The sequence below is a fragment of the Methylobacterium sp. J-118 genome, from assembly GCF_057836565.1.
In genome coordinates this window covers 5,617,953-5,635,279 of record NZ_JBYQFA010000001.1, presented here as the reverse complement: position 1 = coordinate 5,635,279, position 17,327 = coordinate 5,617,953, and the positions used below count along the sequence as shown (strand labels likewise).

Genomic DNA, 17,327 nt, shown 5'->3' with positions numbered 1-17,327 from the left:
TATGGTTATTCCATAGGTTGATGGATCAGCCATGCCACTTCAGCGCCGCATCTCCTGGAATGACGCTCTCCGCGACATCCGCGACGACCGCGCAAAGATCCCGGCCGGCCTCCTTGCCGCCAAGGCCTCGGTGAACCTCACCGTTCGCCTCAGCCGACGCCCACTGGTTGTTGCCGGCAAGTTCGACCGCTCCGCGATCATGCAGGCTGCCGCGAAGGCGGCTCGGCTCCATCAGGAGCGCTTCGGCTGCATCTGGGCCGAGGCGATATCCGTGGCGCTCAAGGCTGCCTGGGGCGCCGCTAAGCTCGCCCGGCACATGGTTGCGCACTGAAGCCCTGATCCGTCCTAAGCCGGCCTGAGATCGGCGCCCAAACGGGACCCTTCCCCTTCCACCGCCGACCCGTCCCCACGAGCCCTCACTGGAGCCCGAACGATGACGCACGCCTGCATACCGGATTTCAGCCCTCGGCCCACCGCCGTGGTGGTCTCGATCCGCCCTCAAGCAGCCGACCCGGTGCTGGCCGCGATCGACGCCCACGCCGAGGCCTGGGCTGTGTATCAGGCGGCCGCGACCGGCCGGCCGCTCGAGATCGCGGAGATCGGTCTGGCAGCCGCACTCGACGATCTGCTGGCAACCCCCTGCCGCTCTCACACCGGCGCCCTCGCTCTCGTCCGCCACCTGCGCTGGCTGATCCGCGAGGTCGCAATCACCGCCGGGGCTGAGAGCTACCTCGACCGGTTCGTCCTCACCCGTGAAGCTGACCTGTCGCGGTTCGCCGGCTCAGATCTGCTGCCGGACATGCTGCCCGCGGACGCACCCATGGAGCGTCTTGCCCAGCCGGTGGAGCTCTACGCCCAGGCCTGCCAGGCCGAAGCCCCGCGCGAGGCGGTCCGGCGGCGCCTGATGCATCTGGCCAGTTTCGCCGGCGAGGTCCTGGCTGCGGCCGTCATCATCGGCGGCGGTACTGTCCTCACCGGTCTCGCCACCCTGCTCTGAACGCTCTTGCCCCACCCCGTGGGCCGGAGGCCTGCGGATCCTACATCCGGAGACATCGACATGGTCCAACCGAAGAAGCCGCGCCCCGAGGCGCCCCCCTCCACCACCCTACGCGATCGCTCCGAGGGCCTGCGCGCGCGCGTGGCCGATCGTCCGGTTGATCCTGTGCTGGCGGTGATCCGCAGCGGCCGTGAACTATTCCCGGCCTACCAGAGGGTACGGCACCTGCCTGATGCCCCTGATGGTGAGCGTCCGCATGTCGTGACCGAAGCCGTCGATGCGCTGATCGATCATCTGCGCGGACCTCTCATGGGAATCTCACCCGAGACTCCGGTCGGTGCGGTCGAGCTGGCCAAGTACGTGACCGAGCTCCGCACACTGATCAGCTACGATCTCGCGGATGAGATCTACGCAATCCTCGACGCCATCGCGGATGTCCAACTGCAGTGATCTTCTGGTCGCCGGCCAGTGCCCGGCGCCACCTCTTATCCTATCCTCCACCGCGACCATCGCGCCATCCGATCCATGCGGTGGTGGAGACCTCCAATGGGCGACGTGTTTCGGTGCCCAGAGTCCTCGGGCCGCAGTGGCCAAGCGGCTGCCACAGCGCTCGACCGGGCGGCGTTCCGCGCGGAGCTCGAGGCGGCCGCGCGGGAGGCTCTGGATACGGCAGATCGCATCATCGCTGCCCTAGACCGGTTTGATGGCGATCCGGGACGCGGTGGCCCACGCAGCAACTCTGATCCCGTCGTGAGCCTCCGAGCCGCTCAGCTGGATGCCAGCATCACCTAACCGGACCAAGGGTAGCCCCCCTCAATCGGCCGCTGACATTTCCGCGCTTCGGCGAGCCGCGCGCGCCATAGCGATCAGCTCGGCGGCCATCAGGGGGCGAGACGGCGGCGGGTCAGAGCGAGCGTCTCGGTGGACCGCGGACGGCATCGCCGGCGCCGACTGGGCTCGCCCCGGCCACATGCGCGCGATCCGTCCCACCTTCCTCGCGGCCATCCCCACCATGCACGCCCCCAACTGCTAAGCTTGGCTGTGGGTAGGCGGTTGCGAACTGCCGAGTCAGGCATCCAAAGGCGGGGAGGATGGAGCGTCCCCGCGCCATCAACATGCGATTACCCCTGTGCAGGCTTGGCCGCCGCCCTACAGCTACGCTTTCTTCACCCTGGCAGGCACACTGCGCCGTCATGCCGATCCAGCCCGAGCATCGCTACTTCTACCCGATCGACTGGCGCGAGTTGTCGATGGCGATCCGCTTCGGCCGGGCGCAGGGCCGGTGCGAGGGCTGCGGCCGGCCGCATGGGCGGATGGTCTACCACCTCGGTGACGGGCGGTGGTGGGACGCGGACGCTAGCCGCTGGCGCGATGGCTGGGGCAGGCGGATCCGGATCGCCGTCGGCGCCGATATCCTCTGTCGCGCTAGGCCGACGCGCGTGGTCCTGGCCGCAGCACATCGAGACCACGACACCACGAACAACGCGGGTGGCAACCTCGCGGCTTTCTGCCAGCGCTGCCACATGATCCACGACCGGCCGGAGCATCAGAGGCGGCGCTGGCGCACGCTGTTCCAACGCAAGGCGATGGGCGACCTATTTGGCGGCCCTTACACCTGATTGCCTCCCTCCGTATCTCGGGCGCAACCGAACAAGTCACCGGCCGTTCATGTGGCCGCCTCCCTTTGCTCACCGGCCTTAAGGAGTCCACATGCGAGCACTCTTCACTGGCGCCGCCCTGCTCGTCCTTGCGACGGCCGGGGCCGCTGCCCAGCCCTACGACGACACGCGGCCGCCCCCGCCAGGCGAGGAGGATTTCGACCGGCCCCCGCCGCCTCCGCATCGCTTTCGACCACCGCCGCCGGGCGAGGACTTCGATGACGACCGGCCGCCGCCCCCGCATCATCACCGCGGGCCGCCCCTGCCGGATGACGACGATGATGGGCCGCCCCCGCCGCCACCTCGGCGCTACTGACAACCGTCCGAAGTGCTTCTTTAACTACCCCGTCGCACCCTGATCGTGGCCACCGGTGAGTGGCCGCACCGGCACGCGCCGGTGGATGCGCCCCCGCGCTGCCGATGCGCGCGGGGGCGCCTGCACGTCGTGGAGAACAGCGATGCGTGGATCCCTCAAGACCGCTGGCACGGCCGCCCTGGCTGTCCTCGCCCTATGCGCCAGCCAGCCAGCTGCCCAGGCCCGCGATGGCATTGGGGTCGGCGGTGCCGCCGCGCTCGGCGTGCTCGGCGGTGTCGTCGCCGGCAGCGTGATCGCCTCGGCCAACAACGGGTACTACCCGGGCCAGCCGGTCTACCGCGCCCCGCCGCCGGTGTACGTCGAGGAAGTCTGTCACGTTGAGCGGCGTGGCTACATTGATCCTTACGGCGTCGAGCACATCCGCCGCGTCCGCGTTTGCGAATAAGCAGTCTGATCGCCGCGACAGCGTCAGTTATGCTGTATTCGCAACCCGTATCTAAGTACGTAGACGGGATCGGGGCCGGTTAACTAGTCGTTAACCATGCAGGCGCTTCCGTGAGGCTTGCCGCCCGGAGGGTGCGCTGATGCCCAATGCTGATCTTCGAGCCGTGTTTGCGCAGCTGTGTGCCGATGAGCCCGCAGGCGATGTTGGCGATGTATCCTACGAGACTGCACTTGCCTTCGCGGTCCGCCAGCTGATGCGCCGATCGCTCCTGCACTGGCGCCGCTGATCTGCGCTCGACCGTTCGCTTTTCGTACCACTGTGTTCCCGACGCGGCAGCCAGCCGCATACGGCTCAGCTACGGTGCAGGCGTCTCCTTGAAGCGCCTTCCATGCTGCTCCCTACACCCACCGTTCGTCGCTTCCTGCTGCTTGGGCTCATGCTCGCCAGCCTGATTGCGCTGGCGGATGGCATGGCTCGCCAAGAGCTGCAGAGAGCCACGAGCGAGATGGCTTTTGCCGTGGCCGGCGCGTCCGATGAATAGCCGAAGTGCGCACGTGCAGGACTTGGCCCTGGTTCTCACGCTTGCGGGTGTCGGGCCGGCCGACCTGCCTGCGCTCGAGCGGGCTTGGCACACCTGCGTTGGCAAAGCCCACGATTGAAAGCTGAAGCACGCCGGTACGGTCGCCGAAAAACGACGCCCCACTTCCACATCAATCTCTCGCCGGCCTTGCTTCTACAAAATTCTCAAGCATATCTTTTCTTTCAACCTTCATGTCAGCCAACGTCTTTTGATATTTTTTTAGATCCACTGATACTATAAGTGCAGCTTGGGCCTCTCCAGTATCAGGATTATTTTGACCAAAACGACTCAGGTAAACGTTTTGACCTACTGGCAAGTTGATATTATGATGCGTAACGCTTTCCTCGAACAAGAAAAAGTGTCCTTTCTTGCCGTTTACAGTTACGTCAGCTGCATATTGATCTGAGAATTTTTGCAACCACTCCACGGGTGATTTTGATCCAGTAAAGCCCACAATTGACGGGTACAATCTCCAAGCTTGATGTACCGCCATCACGAAACCTTTACGTTGCCCGGCCACGAGCATATAGAAATCCTTTAGATAAAATCTAGTCCTGAAGTGTTTTACGAACAATGATATAAGTGCCGGCTCGTGAGCGCGCCTGTCCGCACCATAGTGCTGCTCTATCGAAGGTGATCTGATCGTCGTTTCAATTATTTTAGTTTCGAAGTCCAATTCTTTACCATAAACTTCGCTTATATTAGGTATTATCTCTATCTCGTATAGATCGGAAGGGAGGTCTCCCCTCTCAGCCAAACGAAGCAGGGCCGCTTTAGCATCGACTTCTTTGGTAAGCCGATCTGCCTCATGGTCGAGCAAATCGCCGATTTGCTCGATTGCCTCGTCGCTATTGTCCTCATCAGACAATCCCAGTTCGCGCCGCGCCTCGGTGATCACCGCATGGCGCAACTCAACCTCTGACGAAGTTTCGCTGGTGCTGTCCCCGTATTCGAGTGATAGGGCCGCTCTGGCAAGTACACCAGCCGCCTGCTCACGCTCAAGATCAGCGATTGCATGTATCATCGCGTTCTAAGCTCCGAGAGATCGATAATATCAAATTCGTCTCTGGTAAGATCTAGGATTTGATGCTCTGGTCCGTAACCGGCACGGGCAGGTCGGGATACCGATATCACCCGTGCAGGATCGATACTGCGTGAAGGAATCACGTAAAGCACAGGCTTCCATATTTTCCATGATGGAGCGTTAACGCTTGCAATAATTTCTGCGAGCTGGGTATCGTTTATTTCACCCTTTGCCTTCCAGTCTTTTGCAAGACGGCGAAAGGTTTTTCTGTGATCGCGTATAACTCTAGGATGTTCTTCTTGAGCACGATATTCGTAGAGCAGGTCTTCATAGATTTTGCGGGGATTTGAGCTTGGTGCGATTAGAGATCCGGCCGAGCCCGCCGGTGCTTCCGCAGCATCAAAATATTCGCAGATCCATGCGAAATACCTACCCTCTCGATACCGCTCGGCTATTTCCGTCGAGAACCATGGGTTGGTACTATAGAAGGCTGCTCCCATCGATCCAATCTTGGTCTAATCCGAAGTTGGCCGGCGATAACATGTGGCATCGTTCGTGGGAAGCATCCGGTGGATTAACCAACGGATCGCCACGCCGCGGGCCTGCACGCACGCCTGGGCGAGCTGCCGTGCGACGTGCGCCAGGGTGGCCTGCGCGATGCCATCCTGCACTCGGTGGGGTCCAACGCTACACACGGCCTGCGGCGCACCAACGCCGACAAGCGGCGCGCGGTGTCGATCCTGCTGCGGGACGAGCTTGTGGCCGTGGATCCTGCCACAGGCGATCCATGGTCCGACCGCGAGGTGGCGCGGCGGTGTGCGGTTGATGGAAAGACCGTAGCTCGCCTGCGCAGTGAGCTTTACCCGGTCACTGCGGAAATCCGCAGTGACCACACCACCCGGGCATACCGCGACCGCCACGGCAACGTCACCCAGATGGACACCGCGCGGATCGGCCGGCGCACGTCACCCGGCGCCGTGGCCGCCCTTGGCGTTGTCGGGCCTGGGCATGTCCGGCCGGTTGTCGTAGCCGCCACTCTCCGGCCCCACGCCGTCGTCCGGCTCTGGGCTGCCAGGCGAGTTCGGGCCACTGCTGCCAGCCGCCGGATCAGGCTTCTTCACCTCACCGATCGGCCGGCCTGGCGGCACGGTCCCGAAAGCTTCGCGTGCCGCGTCTACGTCCGAGCCCATGTTGGCCTCCCTTGAAGTTGTGGGAGGCCAAGGCGCGGGGTCTGATCGAAGTTCCCACCAGGACTTTTCGGCGGGAGCCTTAGTCCGTCAGCACAGCGACGAGCGAGAACGATGTAGCGAGTACGAACGTACCTACGACAAGGGATGAGATGAGTAACATAGGAGGACTTGGGGGCTGAATGGCTATGCTTCCTCAATGTTCAAGGGCCACTCCCGGTTGCAACTTATGTGTGCATAGCCGCCCACCACTTGCGGCCCTTCTCGAACGTGGCTGCGATGCAGGGCTGTCAATCGCCGCTGTCGCCATCTCCAGCGTCGTCGCTGCCGTCCAGCAGCCAGTCGAGTAGGTCTACACCAGCATCGCCGGTCGCATCGCCAGGTGGCTTGCCCGGCTTCTCCACATGCTGTGCCCGCACTTCCGCGAATAGCTGGCGTGCCAGCTGGTCCAGCTCCACGTCGGACAGCTTCCTCTCTGTCTGACCCGGCATGGGCACCTATCTCCGTATCGGCCGCTCGGCCCCACCCCGATCTGCTCACGGGGCGGGGGAGCGTCCGATCTCACCGGCGGTCGGGCCGATACGCAACGCGGCCCATCAGCGGGATGGCAGAACCCGGTTACGACCGGGTGTACCGTATGGTTGTGTCGGACTCAGTATCCGTACCCACCGTAGTAGCCGTACGGGCGGCGGTAGTAGCCGTAGGGTCCGCCGTAGTAGCCCACCGGAGCATACCCGCCGTAGCCATATCCATAACCGCCGTAGGGATACCCGTAGCCGCCAGCGAGGCCGTATCCGACAGCTGCACCGGTCAACAGGCCCAGACCCAGACCGTAGCCGCCGTAGCCATAACCGCGGCCATAGCCGTATCCTCGACCGTAACCGCCGTATCCCCCGCGGAAGCCACCGTAGCCGCCGCGGAAGCCAGCGCCGCGAAAACCGCCGCCATAGCCGCCGCCGCGGAAGCCACCGCCACCAAACCCCCCACCGTGGAAGCCACCACCGCCGAAGCCGCGGGCATCAGCGCCGGTCGGCACGAAGGCGATGGCGGCCAGCAGCGCCGTTGAAGCGAGAGCAAGACGTTTCACAGGATCATCTCCTATCCATGTCGTCACCAAACAACCTGGGTAACCGCAAAACGGATCCGCCCGTGAAATACCCACGGCGTCGCAGTTTTGTATCAATGTGTTGCTGATAGACAAAAAAGCCCGACCCAGGGGAGATGATCCTGGGCCGGGCGCTTCTGCAATGAGCAATACGGGGCGGCGTCGCTCGATGCAGTTGTCGGGTCAATACGGTGGAACGAACAAGAGTTTCATTACTGGGTCGAGCTATCCCTGCCGCCCCATGAGAACCGATTCGCTCCGCGCCGATGGGATGGAAGGGCCGGCCGCATGTGAACATGGTGAACACGGAGGCTGGCACGCTTGCGCCCGGAAAGCGCGAGAGCTCAACCGTCGCGATGAGCGGAAGCGAGACGCAGGGGACAGCTAGTCCCGTTTCGTAGGCTTTCCTGCTCAGTGCAGCTGCAGGGCCGTCAGCGCCGTGCGAACCAATTTTTCGGCACACGGCTTCGAGATGAAGTGCGCATCCTCGGGAAGATCCTCAGCCACCTCGGGCATGCACCCTGAGCAGACGATGATCGCCGTCTCGGGCCACCGCGACGCGACAGCGTGCGCGAGGTCGACGCCCGACATGCCGCCAGGCATCCGAATGTCGGTGTAGAGGAGGTGGATCTTCTTGCCGCAGTTCAGGTGGTCCAGGGCGATGTGAGCGCAGTCGGCTTCCAGCACCTCGAAGCCGAGGCTGTCGAGCATGGCGACCGCTTCCATGCGGATTATGGGCTCATCCTCGGCAACGATGGGAAAGCGGCGTGAAGCTGACATGAATCTATAAAGCGGTCCGGCGACCAAGTGTTTCAGCGTGGCCATAATCGGGCGAGCTGTCGCATGCGAGGTAGGGGCGCTGTGGATCAAGGCTGGCAAGCCTCGGGGAGGGGAACTGCTCAGCGCTGTGTCCGTTGACCGTTCAGATTGGATCTGTTCTAATTCGCAACTGGACGGATCAACCGACAGACAGGAGCACCCACATGGCCAACGCGCATTGCGACAGCTGCAAATTCTTCGACGAGCACAAGGGTAACGGTGCCGCCACGCAGGGCGATGCGGGTCTGTGCCGGTTCAACCCGCCCGTGAGCCAGCCGGCCCCGGAGTCCAAGGGCCTGTGGCCGGTGGTGTCTGCTGAAGACTGGTGCGGCCACTTCACCGCCGAGATGACTGCGGCCGAGTAAGGCCTGGCATCAGGACCGCGATCAGGGCCAGCCGCGAGGCTGGCCTTTTTCGTTTAGACACGATGTTGAGAATGAAGCCCTAGGGTGGCGCGATCGGAGGCCTGGACAACCTGAGAGCGAGCGAGGCAGTATCCTCTAAACAGGCGGAAGCCGATGCTAAGCCGACAGGTCACGATGCGCGCGCTGAGTGCGACCAAGGCCGCCACTGTGACTGTGGCGACCATGATGGTCTTGAGCGTCCTGGCGTCCACCGTCGCCGAGGCGCGATGTGGGGCCCGTGGCGGCCCAGGCTACCGCAAGGCGAATGGCAAATGCGCCTCGCATCAGGACTAACCGTGCGCACCACGCTGTTCACCCTAACCGCTGCGGCGCTCATTTCGCTGTTGGCACACACGGCCCACGCTTCACCAGGCGCGCTCGACCGCCACGGCTGCCACGGCCACGGCGCCCGCCATCACTGCCATCGCGGCATGGCGGGCAAGCACTTTGTCGGGTGGGGAGGCGGGGGCTACCGTTTCGCCCATCGGTACGGCCGCCGTTGGGGGCATCACCGCCGGCATCGCTGGCACTGAGGGCGCATGCGAGCCCTCCTCACCATCCTCGCCCTCGGGCTGGTCGGCTCGGCGCTCGCGGCTGAGCCGATCACCGGCCGCGCCTCCGTGACGGATGGCGATACGGTGGTGATCCGTGACGTGCGGATCCGGCTGCACGGCATCGATGCGCCCGAGAGCGCGCAGTCCTGCCAGGACGCGGCGGGCAAGTCCTATCGCTGCGGCCAGCGCGCCGCCTTCGCTCTCGCGGATCGGATCGGCGAGGCGCCGATCACGTGCGAGCCCCGAGACACCGACCGCTATGGCCGCACCGTCGCGGTGTGCCGGAAGGGCGGCGAGGATCTGAACGCCTGGATGGTCCGGGAGGGGCACGCCATCGCCTATCGGCGCTACTCTTCGGACTATGTGCCGTTGGACACCGAGGCCAGGGCCGCCAAGCGCGGGATTTGGGCCGGGGCGTTCGATGAGCCGGCAGAATGGCGGCGCGGGAAGCGCGCGGCGGGTCTCGAGAACCCTCCATCCACTAAGGCTGAGACGCAGGCCCCGGCGATGCGAGGTTGCGCGATCAAGGGCAACATCAATCGGCGCGGCGACCACATCTACCACGTGCCCGGCTCACGCTTCTATGATCGGACGGTGATCGATGAGGCGTCGGGCGAGCGGATGTTCTGCTCCGAGGCCGAGGCTCAGGCCGTAGGTTGGCGCGAGCCGAGGAACTGAGCGGCCGTTCTGATGCTCGGCAATGAGGACGCGCCGGCCGCCGGGTGTTGCGAACGCCTTGGGCACGCGTGCGGGGAAGCGAGCGCTGTAGCAGATGGGCGAGCGCTCCTACAGCCCCGCCATGCCCGCCGCGTTCTGTTTGAACAGCGCTCCCGAGCGGATGTAGCCCAGGGTCGTGTCATACCGCTTGTGCCTAAGCTGGCGCTGGATCGCGTGCCCTGGCGCGTCATTCGCCGCGGCCGATGTGGCGAGGCCGGACCGGAGGCTGTGGCCAGCGAAGGCGGCGGCGCGCCCTTCGGCTTGGCGCTGCGTCGCGCCCTCGCGCAGGGCGAGGGCCACGATGGCGCGCTTCACGATCCCCGCCACTGCTGCGCCGGTGAGGGCGGCTTTCCCAACCCCCCCATGCCGGTTGATCGACCGGAAGGCGGGGCCGGCTTTGATCTTCGCGGCCTTGATCCAGGCGCGGAAGTTCCTGACCGGGCACGTCGAAGGGTCGGAGCCGTACGGCACGCCGACTTCAGCACCCGCCGCGCTCTGGTCCGTCTTGGTGCGGCCGAGATGGATCACGAGACCATCCGGCCCATCCTCGACCCAAGAGATGCCATCCCGGCGCGTAACCTCCAGCCCGGCTAGTTCGGACCGGCGCAGCGCTGCCGCGAAGCCCACGAGGATCAGCGCACGGTCGCGCCGGCCGGCGAGCGTCTCGGGCAGCGCCTCCACGGCGCGGCGTAACTCGGCAGTGAGGAGTGCGCGCTTTTTATTCGGCGGTGCGCCGTGCTTTCGCTGGAGACCCGCCCAGGCATCGCGGAACGCCGGCGCCGACGTGTCGAGCTCGAACCCCGCCTCCGCATGCGCTTGCCGGACCGCGATGAGGCGGCGGCGGAGGGTGGCGACCTTCAGCGCGCCAGCGTTCTCGATCAGGTACGCGAGCACGGTTCCGGGGTGCGCCGGGATCGCGGACAGGCCCTGCGCCTCGCACCACGACACGAAGGCACGGACATCGCAAGCATACGCTTTCCGGGTCGCTCCGGAGCGCGCGAGCGCCGCGTAATCCCGGGCTTGATCAGCGATGCTCGAAACCGTCGCCGGCAGGTTCGCGGCGGGTGCTTCGTCCAGAGATGAATTATTGAGACAGATCAATTCGTTGGGCATGGTTCTGCCTTAGCGTCGATAACAGCTTATTCTCGACGGTCAGAGTGGTGCGATAGGGTCGGATAAGTCGGCGTCGGGCAGGGCGTGTTTGGCCGCGATAAGCCGTCCGGTGAGGAGCTGGCCTGGGCGCCTGGGGTGGGGTGGATAAAGCGACCCGCCGGCATTGATGCGGCTAGAAGCCGAGATCGCGGCCAGGTTTAGCGCGACCGATCATGGCTGGCAGTCTAGGGTCAGCGCCGTTCTTACGCGGGTCGCGTCGGAGGGCGACGCCACGGGCTATGTCAGCGCTGGCACAGGAGCACGGGCCGCTACGTTCAAGCTGACGTCCGCGCCCCGAGCGAGGAAGGTGAAGGCTCGCGCGTAGCCCCGCCTCGCTGGGTAGCTGTTGGTCGCCTGCGGATCTCCAGAAGGGGTGGCTGGAAGATAAGTGTAGTTATCGTTCAGCCCCCGCCCTCGGCTTTCGCCGCGGGCGAGGCGATAGTCTCATGCCGTGACGGGCTCGGAGAACCCAACCGGGGTCTTCAGGCCGCTGTCATCGAAGCGCCCCAAGCCGTTCCTCGTATCCAGAGAGGCGACCTGGTGTCTCGTCACGGCTCGGCCTACGGTTCGGCCGTCGAGCTGAACGGACGTGGCCACGTGGATCGGTACCTGCCGCGCCGGAGCGGGTGCTAAGCTGGCCGAGGGTTTGGGCGCCGCTGGGGCAGCCGGCGCAGCGCCGCCGCCCGCTGGAGTGGGGGCCCCCATCCGTCCGATGCTCGATATGAAGCTGGAGATGGCCCCTGCTAGGCCGTTGAAGGCGCCCGGCGCAGCCGCGGCGGCCTCGTTCGCCTTGTTGATGCCGTCCGCTGCCCCCACGAAGTTTGGCTGGGCGGTCGCGGCAGCTTGGCCCACAGCGGACAGAGCCTCACTCCCCTGCTGGATCTGAGCAACGGGACTACCGCCCGCCTGTAGATCCGTGTCGGATGGGCGCCGTGGAGGCTGGGGCCACATCCCCGATCCGAGACCGGAAGATGGGGCCGGCTCCGCTCCTCCGCCGAACCAGCCTTTTATCCAGTTCCGAAGCCAGGGCGTGGTTTCGGGGATTTTGGTATCAAGATGCTCGCCAGTGGCAGGATCAATCGCCCCCGGCCCCTCCGTCTCCGCGATCTTGGGCATGACCTTCGCGGTCGCATATCCGGCGAACGCTGCCCCGGCCGCCGTTCCAACGGTGATGCCGGTAAGACCGAGTGCAGTCAGGATCCCGGCTGCGGGGGCCGCATTCTTGGCCGCGTCTGCGGCCTCTGTTGCCGCGCCCCTGCCACCGATCCTCAACGCGGCTGCTTCTAGGTGGGCTGCCGCCGTCTGGAGCTGAGTGGCCGCGGCGGGGAGACCAAACCCGGTTAGCACCTTGTAGGCGCCAAACCCCATCATTCCAGCGGTTGCCCCACCCATGCCGAAGGTTACCGCGGATCCAAGGGCCGGATGCTCTTTCGCGGCGTTCGCTAAAGCAGCCACACCTCTGGCGAGACCCATTAGCATCGGAGCCACGCCCTGCGCATCACTTAGCGATGTCTTCAAAGTTTCGAAAGACTCCCCAAGGGCCTTAACAGAAGTATTATAATCCGATCCTTCAAGTATTTTATCGTACCCATCCATACCAAGCGCATTGCGAAACCGCTGTTTCACTGCCTCAATCTGTTCGGGGCTGCTCAGGAACAGGCCCATGATCCGGCGACCTGTCTCGGTGCTGGCGAACTGATATAGTTCCTTGTTCTGCGCGTTACGGTCTTTGACGCCATGTGCTTCCATGGCAGGGCGAGCGATCTTTTCGATCCAAGCGCCGATACCCTCCTTATCAAGAACATCGTATCCTTTTACAGCGAGCCTCGGATCTTTGATCCATAGCTTGCCCTGTTCCCCCTTCTTACCCTTTTTACGTCCCCAGCCCGCGCCCTTGCCACCCTCCGCATAATTGAACATGCCGAGTTCGGCCCAATGATCGGCTATCGCTGGCGTCATGATGCCGCCGAATACCTGCCGGCCGACCGCCGTCAACGCCGTACCAGTCCGGGCGCCACCCATGTCCTCGATGGACGCGAGAACCGTCGCGAACATGTCGTCGGGCGACATACCCTTGGCCATCGGACCAGCCTGCTTGATGAACTGTTGCAGGTCGTTGGACGTGACCAATCCCTGGCCAGCCACGAGAGCGCGGACCGCCGAGTTCAACTCAGACCGGAACTTCGCGACATCGATCTTATGGTGTTCTTCGTCAATCGCGCCGCCGCGCAGGCCGATGAACTTGAAGAGTCGGAGCATGTCCTCTTTACCGGATCTGCCTGTCGCAGCCGCGAGGACAGTACGAGCACGGGCGAGGTCGGGCAGGATTTCGCGCGCGCCGGCATCGTCGCCGGTCTCACCCGCAACCTCGCGCAGCATCTCGAAGCTGTGCGAGACGCCAACTGTGGGAACTTGAGCGGTGCTTGAATACGAGGCGCGCACCGCGGCTTCTACGTTCTCTCGCGAGGCCCCAGACATACGATAACGGGAGATCTCGGCGTTCAGTTCGCCACCGGCGTGAAGCAGGCTTTCAGTGGCGTGCCCCATGGCTACGCCCGCGATGAGGCTCGGCTCGTAGATGTTGGCCCCGAGCAAGTTGACCGCCCCGTGGCCGAACCGAACGCGTGGGGAACCATGGCCGCCGCGGGAACGTGGCTCGCCCCTCGGGACGCTTGATCCCGCGTTCGGGGACCGCGGCGCACGAACCTCTCGCAACTCACGCATGCCGCGCTCGGCCGCTGCGATTTCACGCCGCCAGTCCCGGAAATGCCGGGTCGCCGAGGCGGCTGCGCTGGCGACGGCAGAGACACGACCGGCGGTGGTCTCAAGAGCCGAGTTCGCCGAGCCGACGCTGCTTCCCCACTTGGCAAAGTAGCGTTCCGCCTTCATGGCCTCCTGACGGAGTTTCTCCAGTTCTCGAACATCACCGCCGATCGCACCGGAGCCACTTCGGGCTTTCCCCCAGGCCGAGATCGCCGCGCCGACCTTCTTCGCACGATCATCGAGCTTCTCCATGTTCTGGAGCATGCGCATGATTACGCGGCCCGCATCGTCCTTGATCTTCAGGTCGATTGCGGTCTCGTACACGACACCCATCTGGGGCCCCTAGTTCTTGCCGTTGATGTGGTTGGCGACGGCTGCGGTGACTTGCTCGGCAGCCTCATGGCCCTTACGGGCGAGCGCCTCACCCAACACGGGGCGCGGCGGCATCTTGGATGTACCCTTCTCGAACCAGGGTCCGCGCTTGTCGTTCGTGCCGACGGATGCCGCGCGGTCGCTCGAAACCGTCGCCCCGAGGCTCTCGCGGAACTCGCCCGTTTCGAGAAGCGGACTGTCGCCCGCACCCTTGTGAGCTACCGTCTCGGCCGCGAGGTGCGGCCACCCGGCTGAGTATGTTCCGGGGAGCGCCTTCGCCTCCGTGAGCAGGACGTGAGCGCCCCGTTCAAGCCCGCGGCGGCGCGCAGCCGGGAGGGTGGCCACCCTCCCGCGCATGTAGGCGGTGAATGACCGGATGTCGGAAAATGAGCGCATTCCGGTCAGCCTCCGTTCCTCTCTGGCCACGACCACGTGTCCAGGTTGAACTCTGCCCCGGTGGCGAGTTCTTCGAGAGTGATGTGCGACGCCTCGAACTCAGCCCTATCCATGGCGTCGACATAGTCAGGGGGCACCCCGTGCCGGATGAGGTTCAGCCTCGCCCGGAAGACGGAGTGCCTTACGAGTTTCCCACCGCGGCCCGGTGCTCTTCCAAGCGGAGCTCCTCCACCTTGGCTTCAGCTTCAAGGTGAGCGTTGATCGCTCGCATGCCTTCGTACCCGACGCGCTGCGCCAAAACGTCGAATTGTCCTTCACTTGATGGCATAGACACTGCTTCACCGTTAATCTCGGTGATATGGGCCAGCTTCATGCAGAACCACATGAATGCTGAATTTGTACCTCCTAGCAAACGAGTCAACCGTAATTCGTCTACCAACGACAGGGCCCGCACGCCAATCCGTCGACCGCTCGCATCCGTAAGCGTTGCGGTGCTGCCATTCTTATTGGGAGGCTTCGGCGCGGGACGTGCGGTGGCGGGCTGAGTTACAACGGCGGGGGCCGGGGCGGGGGCAGACACGGGGGCAGCCTCACCGGCCTCGTGGATCGTGATGGGCATGGAGTTTTCCTAGGAAGGGCCTGCGTCGCAGGCGGACGGTTGGCTCCGGGGCCTGAAGGCTCTCCGGGCTGGGAAGGGTTGCTACAACGGGCGACGTTCGGGAGCCGGTGATTATCTCTGCTTAGCGGAGAGGTGCCCGGACAGAGCCGGGTCCGACCGCACCGGCGCGGCCGAAACTTGTGAGGGGATGGCCCCGGATGCGTGTCAGAAAGCCGTGGTGCCAGCGCCGTTCAAACGCCCCCGGATGATCTGACACTGCGCCGCGCAGTGCTCATCGTCCATGGCGAACGCCATCTCGAACGGGACGCCCGATGACACGAGGAACACGCGTTCGCGGAAGGCCGGATTTGCAGCGAGCGCTCGGACCCGCTCAGGGTCCACACCGGGATACGGCTTCGTAGGCTGCTTCTGGGGATCATCGGCAAGTGGCGTCAGAGGCTTCCAACGCAGAGGGTGGTCTGAACCGGATGTGGTTTGGAGCATGTTGGTCTCGTGGGTGCGCGAGCCCAGCCGCTAGATGCGGGGGACCGGTTCTGGATGGAAAGGGGACGGGACAGGGGTCCGGCGTTAGGCCGGCCTGCGAAACCCCGCGGCGCGGCGCAGGCGGGACCGGGTTTCGTGCAGGGACGCGGCTGCGGCAATTAGCGATGGCTCGACGCTGGCAGCCCATGTGGAAAGAGCCGCGGTCTCGGTCGGGCTGAACGCACCCGCGCCGTGGCGGACGGATGTCTCGCCGAGGAGCATGAGCAGGCGCTGCACCTCGTCGTAGACGACGAGACCGGAGCTCGTCGCAGCTGCCAGGGACGCCGACATCCGACGATCCGCGTCGATTGTGAGAAAGCGAGAGGCTGGCTGTCTCATTGGAGCCTCACGCCGGAGGCGATCGCCCATGTGGCCAAGTCCGCACAGATCGGGTCGGACGCCTTAACTGAGCCGGCAGCGAACACCGCCGCGCACGCTCGGATCAGCCGTTCGGCGGTGATATGAGCAGGGCCCTGACCATCGCGCTCGCATAGAGCGGTGAGGGCACGTTCAATCCGCAGCGTCCAGTTCTCGGGCGCCGTAAGGTCGGCCTTGTCCATCGCGTCGCGATCGGGGTGGCCCAGCGCCCGGGCAAAAGCGTCGCTGTAGCTGTCGGGGAAGCCATAGGGCTGGTCCGAGGGGCGAGGGTAACCGCCCAGCCCGATCGCGATGGCGACCGCCAGAACGCCGCAGATGCGCCGGTCCATCTCGGGGTCGCGGGTCTCGGCGGCGCCTTTCCGCTCCACCCGGGCGAGACGCGTTTCGAGAGCTTTCCACGCCGCGTTCATGGCGCGCCCCACGGCTTCGGGCCGTCACCACGGCCGTTCCCGGGCAGGAGGAATATCGCGCCGCGGCCGGCGGGGCTCTGGGCTGCCTGACGCGCAACCTCCTCCAAGTCGGCACCGGTCTCGGACACGATCGCGAATGGACGAGCACCCTCGGCGGTGCGGCCCCTGGAAAGGCGGCCCAGGCGGGCCTCCATGGATGCGAGCGACCGGTTCATGGCTGGGGCACCGCGTCGATGAACTCAATGAAGATCAGGTGCCGGCGCGGCGCGCAGGCGGCGTGCTCGGCCTCGAAGGCTGGCCAGTCGGCGGGTGCGGGGTCGGGGATGATCACAACCTCGACGCCCTGCACCGCCATCATCCGTTGCGCCTCAATTCGGCGGAGGCGGGTTTCCAGGTTGCCCATCATGGCTGGCCTGCCTGGTTCTCGGCAGCCTCAATCGCCGCGAGACGCTCCGCAAAATCGCTGGTTTTGAGGGCCTCGATATGCCCCGCCACGATCTTCATGAAGTCGGCGGCCTCGGCGAACGTCATCTCACCGGCGGCAGCGGCGGCCACGAGGGCAGCGGTTACCCTCGGCAGATCGGCGGGAGAGACGATGGGCGGGGCATCGAACTCCACCATCCGGTCTCGCTTTGGAGGACAGAGCCGATCCATGCAGAGCTTGAGGGCGGGGCCATCCCCGTTGAGGGCCATCTCAATGGCCTTGCGGGTCAGCGCCTCGGCTTCACCCTCCAGGAGGGCGGCTACGGCCCGAGTGGTGAGGTTCTTCGCGCCGCGGGGCTTGCCCGCAGGGTTGCCGGACTGGCCCGGCTGGAAGCCGATGGTCATCGGGCGGATCCTTGAAATTACAGGACGGGAACAGGGAATGTTTTCCTTACGGATCTACATTCGCTAGGGTATGGCCTTCCG

The 17,327-nt window shown here is 64.8% G+C and carries 24 protein-coding genes; 9 read left to right on the top strand and 15 right to left on the bottom strand.

The annotated features are described in order from the left end of the window. The first annotated feature begins 31 nt into the window (after positions 1 to 31). From AC3IF3_RS27480 to AC3IF3_RS27450, 7 genes are all read left to right on the top strand, one after another. Positions 32 to 331, top strand: coding sequence for a hypothetical protein (locus AC3IF3_RS27480; protein ID WP_489231048.1), 300 nt, complete (start codon positions 32 to 34; stop codon positions 329 to 331). A 102-nt stretch (positions 332 to 433) separates the two neighbouring features. Further along, positions 434 to 997 (top strand): hypothetical protein, encoded by a 564-nt coding sequence (locus AC3IF3_RS27475; protein ID WP_489231047.1) that lies wholly within the window; start codon positions 434 to 436, stop codon positions 995 to 997. Between the two features lie 60 nt (positions 998 to 1,057). After that, on the top strand, positions 1,058 to 1,447 hold the full coding sequence (locus AC3IF3_RS27470) for a hypothetical protein (protein WP_489231046.1): 390 nt from the start codon (positions 1,058 to 1,060) through the stop codon (positions 1,445 to 1,447). 743 nt (positions 1,448 to 2,190) lie between these two features. Further along, positions 2,191 to 2,616, top strand: coding sequence for a hypothetical protein (locus AC3IF3_RS27465; RefSeq protein ID WP_489231045.1), 426 nt, complete (start codon positions 2,191 to 2,193; stop codon positions 2,614 to 2,616). Between the two features lie 91 nt (positions 2,617 to 2,707). Continuing rightward, positions 2,708 to 2,971 (top strand): hypothetical protein, encoded by a 264-nt coding sequence (locus AC3IF3_RS27460; protein WP_489231044.1) that lies wholly within the window; start codon positions 2,708 to 2,710, stop codon positions 2,969 to 2,971. 142 nt (positions 2,972 to 3,113) lie between these two features. Continuing rightward, a complete protein-coding gene (locus tag AC3IF3_RS27455; RefSeq protein WP_489231043.1) occupies positions 3,114 to 3,416 on the top strand; it encodes a hypothetical protein in 303 nt (100 codons plus the stop codon). 388 nt (positions 3,417 to 3,804) lie between these two features. Beyond that, a complete protein-coding gene (locus tag AC3IF3_RS27450) occupies positions 3,805 to 3,957 on the top strand; it encodes a hypothetical protein (RefSeq protein WP_489231042.1) in 153 nt (50 codons plus the stop codon). Between the two features lie 169 nt (positions 3,958 to 4,126). Here AC3IF3_RS27450 and AC3IF3_RS27445 read toward each other — a convergent pair whose 3' ends face one another. From AC3IF3_RS27445 to AC3IF3_RS27420, 6 genes are all read right to left on the bottom strand, one after another. Continuing rightward, the gene (locus AC3IF3_RS27445; protein ID WP_489231041.1) at positions 4,127 to 5,020 is read right to left on the bottom strand and encodes a hypothetical protein; all 894 of its coding nucleotides are present in this window, start codon (positions 5,018 to 5,020) and stop codon (positions 4,127 to 4,129) included. Beyond that, entirely contained in the window at positions 5,017 to 5,520 is a 504-nt protein-coding gene (locus AC3IF3_RS27440; RefSeq protein ID WP_489231040.1) for a hypothetical protein, read from the bottom strand. Before AC3IF3_RS27440 ends, AC3IF3_RS27445 begins: the two co-directional genes overlap by 4 nt. Before the next feature lie 465 nt (positions 5,521 to 5,985). Further along, a complete protein-coding gene (locus AC3IF3_RS27435) occupies positions 5,986 to 6,210 on the bottom strand; it encodes a hypothetical protein (RefSeq protein ID WP_489231039.1) in 225 nt (74 codons plus the stop codon). 287 nt (positions 6,211 to 6,497) lie between these two features. Then, positions 6,498 to 6,698: a hypothetical protein gene (locus tag AC3IF3_RS27430; RefSeq protein WP_489231038.1), complete on the bottom strand. Its 201-nt coding sequence runs from the start codon at positions 6,696 to 6,698 to the stop codon at positions 6,498 to 6,500. Between the two features lie 161 nt (positions 6,699 to 6,859). Continuing rightward, positions 6,860 to 7,294: a hypothetical protein gene (locus AC3IF3_RS27425; protein ID WP_489218398.1), complete on the bottom strand. Its 435-nt coding sequence runs from the start codon at positions 7,292 to 7,294 to the stop codon at positions 6,860 to 6,862. A 429-nt stretch (positions 7,295 to 7,723) separates the two neighbouring features. Next, positions 7,724 to 8,092, bottom strand: coding sequence for a response regulator (locus tag AC3IF3_RS27420; RefSeq protein WP_489231380.1), 369 nt, complete (start codon positions 8,090 to 8,092; stop codon positions 7,724 to 7,726). A gap of 203 nt (positions 8,093 to 8,295) precedes the next feature. On the opposite strand from AC3IF3_RS27420, the gene AC3IF3_RS27415 reads away from it, so the two are divergent. After that, positions 8,296 to 8,496, top strand: coding sequence for a hypothetical protein (locus AC3IF3_RS27415; protein WP_489231037.1), 201 nt, complete (start codon positions 8,296 to 8,298; stop codon positions 8,494 to 8,496). A gap of 578 nt (positions 8,497 to 9,074) precedes the next feature. Continuing rightward, positions 9,075 to 9,767 (top strand): thermonuclease family protein, encoded by a 693-nt coding sequence (locus AC3IF3_RS27410; protein WP_489231036.1) that lies wholly within the window; start codon positions 9,075 to 9,077, stop codon positions 9,765 to 9,767. A 108-nt stretch (positions 9,768 to 9,875) separates the two neighbouring features. On the opposite strand, the gene AC3IF3_RS27405 is transcribed toward AC3IF3_RS27410, so the two are convergent. The 9 genes from AC3IF3_RS27405 to AC3IF3_RS27365 form a co-directional block, all read right to left on the bottom strand. After that, positions 9,876 to 10,754, bottom strand: coding sequence for a hypothetical protein (locus AC3IF3_RS27405; RefSeq protein WP_489231035.1), 879 nt, complete (start codon positions 10,752 to 10,754; stop codon positions 9,876 to 9,878). A 648-nt stretch (positions 10,755 to 11,402) separates the two neighbouring features. Then, positions 11,403 to 14,054, bottom strand: coding sequence for a hypothetical protein (locus AC3IF3_RS27400; protein ID WP_489231034.1), 2,652 nt, complete (start codon positions 14,052 to 14,054; stop codon positions 11,403 to 11,405). 9 nt (positions 14,055 to 14,063) lie between these two features. Next, complete coding sequence (locus AC3IF3_RS27395; protein WP_489231033.1) at positions 14,064 to 14,489, bottom strand: hypothetical protein; 426 nt, start codon at positions 14,487 to 14,489, stop codon at positions 14,064 to 14,066. 181 nt (positions 14,490 to 14,670) lie between these two features. Beyond that, positions 14,671 to 15,108: a hypothetical protein gene (locus AC3IF3_RS27390; RefSeq protein ID WP_489231032.1), complete on the bottom strand. Its 438-nt coding sequence runs from the start codon at positions 15,106 to 15,108 to the stop codon at positions 14,671 to 14,673. Positions 15,109 to 15,312: 204 nt separating this feature from the next. Continuing rightward, the gene (locus AC3IF3_RS27385; RefSeq protein ID WP_489231031.1) at positions 15,313 to 15,591 is read right to left on the bottom strand and encodes a hypothetical protein; all 279 of its coding nucleotides are present in this window, start codon (positions 15,589 to 15,591) and stop codon (positions 15,313 to 15,315) included. An 84-nt stretch (positions 15,592 to 15,675) separates the two neighbouring features. Continuing rightward, entirely contained in the window at positions 15,676 to 15,921 is a 246-nt protein-coding gene (locus tag AC3IF3_RS27380; protein WP_489231030.1) for a hypothetical protein, read from the bottom strand. A 44-nt stretch (positions 15,922 to 15,965) separates the two neighbouring features. Continuing rightward, the gene (locus AC3IF3_RS27375; protein WP_489231029.1) at positions 15,966 to 16,418 is read right to left on the bottom strand and encodes a hypothetical protein; all 453 of its coding nucleotides are present in this window, start codon (positions 16,416 to 16,418) and stop codon (positions 15,966 to 15,968) included. A gap of 211 nt (positions 16,419 to 16,629) precedes the next feature. Further along, on the bottom strand, positions 16,630 to 16,824 hold the full coding sequence (locus AC3IF3_RS27370; protein WP_489231028.1) for a hypothetical protein: 195 nt from the start codon (positions 16,822 to 16,824) through the stop codon (positions 16,630 to 16,632). Further along, a complete protein-coding gene (locus AC3IF3_RS27365) occupies positions 16,821 to 17,246 on the bottom strand; it encodes a DUF5681 domain-containing protein (protein ID WP_489231027.1) in 426 nt (141 codons plus the stop codon). Before AC3IF3_RS27365 ends, AC3IF3_RS27370 begins: the two co-directional genes overlap by 4 nt. Between the last annotated feature and the right edge of the window lie 81 nt (positions 17,247 to 17,327).

Bases quoted from the DNA above. Each gene is read 5' to 3' on its own strand.
- AC3IF3_RS27470 (WP_489231046.1), top strand. From the start codon at position 1,058: ATGGTCCAACCGAAGAAGCCGCGCCCCGAGGCGCCCCCCTCCACCACC.
- AC3IF3_RS27370 (WP_489231028.1), bottom strand. From the start codon at position 16,824: ATGATGGGCAACCTGGAAACCCGCCTCCGCCGAATTGAGGCGCAACGG.
- AC3IF3_RS27395 (WP_489231033.1), bottom strand. From the start codon at position 14,489: ATGCGCTCATTTTCCGACATCCGGTCATTCACCGCCTACATGCGCGGG.
- AC3IF3_RS27430 (WP_489231038.1), bottom strand. From the start codon at position 6,698: ATGCCGGGTCAGACAGAGAGGAAGCTGTCCGACGTGGAGCTGGACCAG.
- AC3IF3_RS27480 (WP_489231048.1), top strand. From the start codon at position 32: ATGCCACTTCAGCGCCGCATCTCCTGGAATGACGCTCTCCGCGACATC.
- AC3IF3_RS27380 (WP_489231030.1), bottom strand. From the start codon at position 15,921: ATGTCGGCGTCCCTGGCAGCTGCGACGAGCTCCGGTCTCGTCGTCTAC.
- AC3IF3_RS27375 (WP_489231029.1), bottom strand. From the start codon at position 16,418: ATGAACGCGGCGTGGAAAGCTCTCGAAACGCGTCTCGCCCGGGTGGAG.
- AC3IF3_RS27400 (WP_489231034.1), bottom strand. From the start codon at position 14,054: ATGGGTGTCGTGTACGAGACCGCAATCGACCTGAAGATCAAGGACGAT.
- AC3IF3_RS27385 (WP_489231031.1), bottom strand. From the start codon at position 15,591: ATGCTCCAAACCACATCCGGTTCAGACCACCCTCTGCGTTGGAAGCCT.
- AC3IF3_RS27465 (WP_489231045.1), top strand. From the start codon at position 2,191: ATGCCGATCCAGCCCGAGCATCGCTACTTCTACCCGATCGACTGGCGC.
- AC3IF3_RS27450 (WP_489231042.1), top strand. From the start codon at position 3,805: ATGCTGCTCCCTACACCCACCGTTCGTCGCTTCCTGCTGCTTGGGCTC.
- AC3IF3_RS27365 (WP_489231027.1), bottom strand. From the start codon at position 17,246: ATGACCATCGGCTTCCAGCCGGGCCAGTCCGGCAACCCTGCGGGCAAG.
- AC3IF3_RS27415 (WP_489231037.1), top strand. From the start codon at position 8,296: ATGGCCAACGCGCATTGCGACAGCTGCAAATTCTTCGACGAGCACAAG.
- AC3IF3_RS27435 (WP_489231039.1), bottom strand. From the start codon at position 6,210: ATGGGCTCGGACGTAGACGCGGCACGCGAAGCTTTCGGGACCGTGCCG.
- AC3IF3_RS27455 (WP_489231043.1), top strand. From the start codon at position 3,114: ATGCGTGGATCCCTCAAGACCGCTGGCACGGCCGCCCTGGCTGTCCTC.
- AC3IF3_RS27420 (WP_489231380.1), bottom strand. From the start codon at position 8,092: ATGTCAGCTTCACGCCGCTTTCCCATCGTTGCCGAGGATGAGCCCATA.
- AC3IF3_RS27440 (WP_489231040.1), bottom strand. From the start codon at position 5,520: ATGGGAGCAGCCTTCTATAGTACCAACCCATGGTTCTCGACGGAAATA.
- AC3IF3_RS27475 (WP_489231047.1), top strand. From the start codon at position 434: ATGACGCACGCCTGCATACCGGATTTCAGCCCTCGGCCCACCGCCGTG.
- AC3IF3_RS27410 (WP_489231036.1), top strand. From the start codon at position 9,075: ATGCGAGCCCTCCTCACCATCCTCGCCCTCGGGCTGGTCGGCTCGGCG.
- AC3IF3_RS27445 (WP_489231041.1), bottom strand. From the start codon at position 5,020: ATGATACATGCAATCGCTGATCTTGAGCGTGAGCAGGCGGCTGGTGTA.
- AC3IF3_RS27390 (WP_489231032.1), bottom strand. From the start codon at position 15,108: ATGCCCATCACGATCCACGAGGCCGGTGAGGCTGCCCCCGTGTCTGCC.
- AC3IF3_RS27460 (WP_489231044.1), top strand. From the start codon at position 2,708: ATGCGAGCACTCTTCACTGGCGCCGCCCTGCTCGTCCTTGCGACGGCC.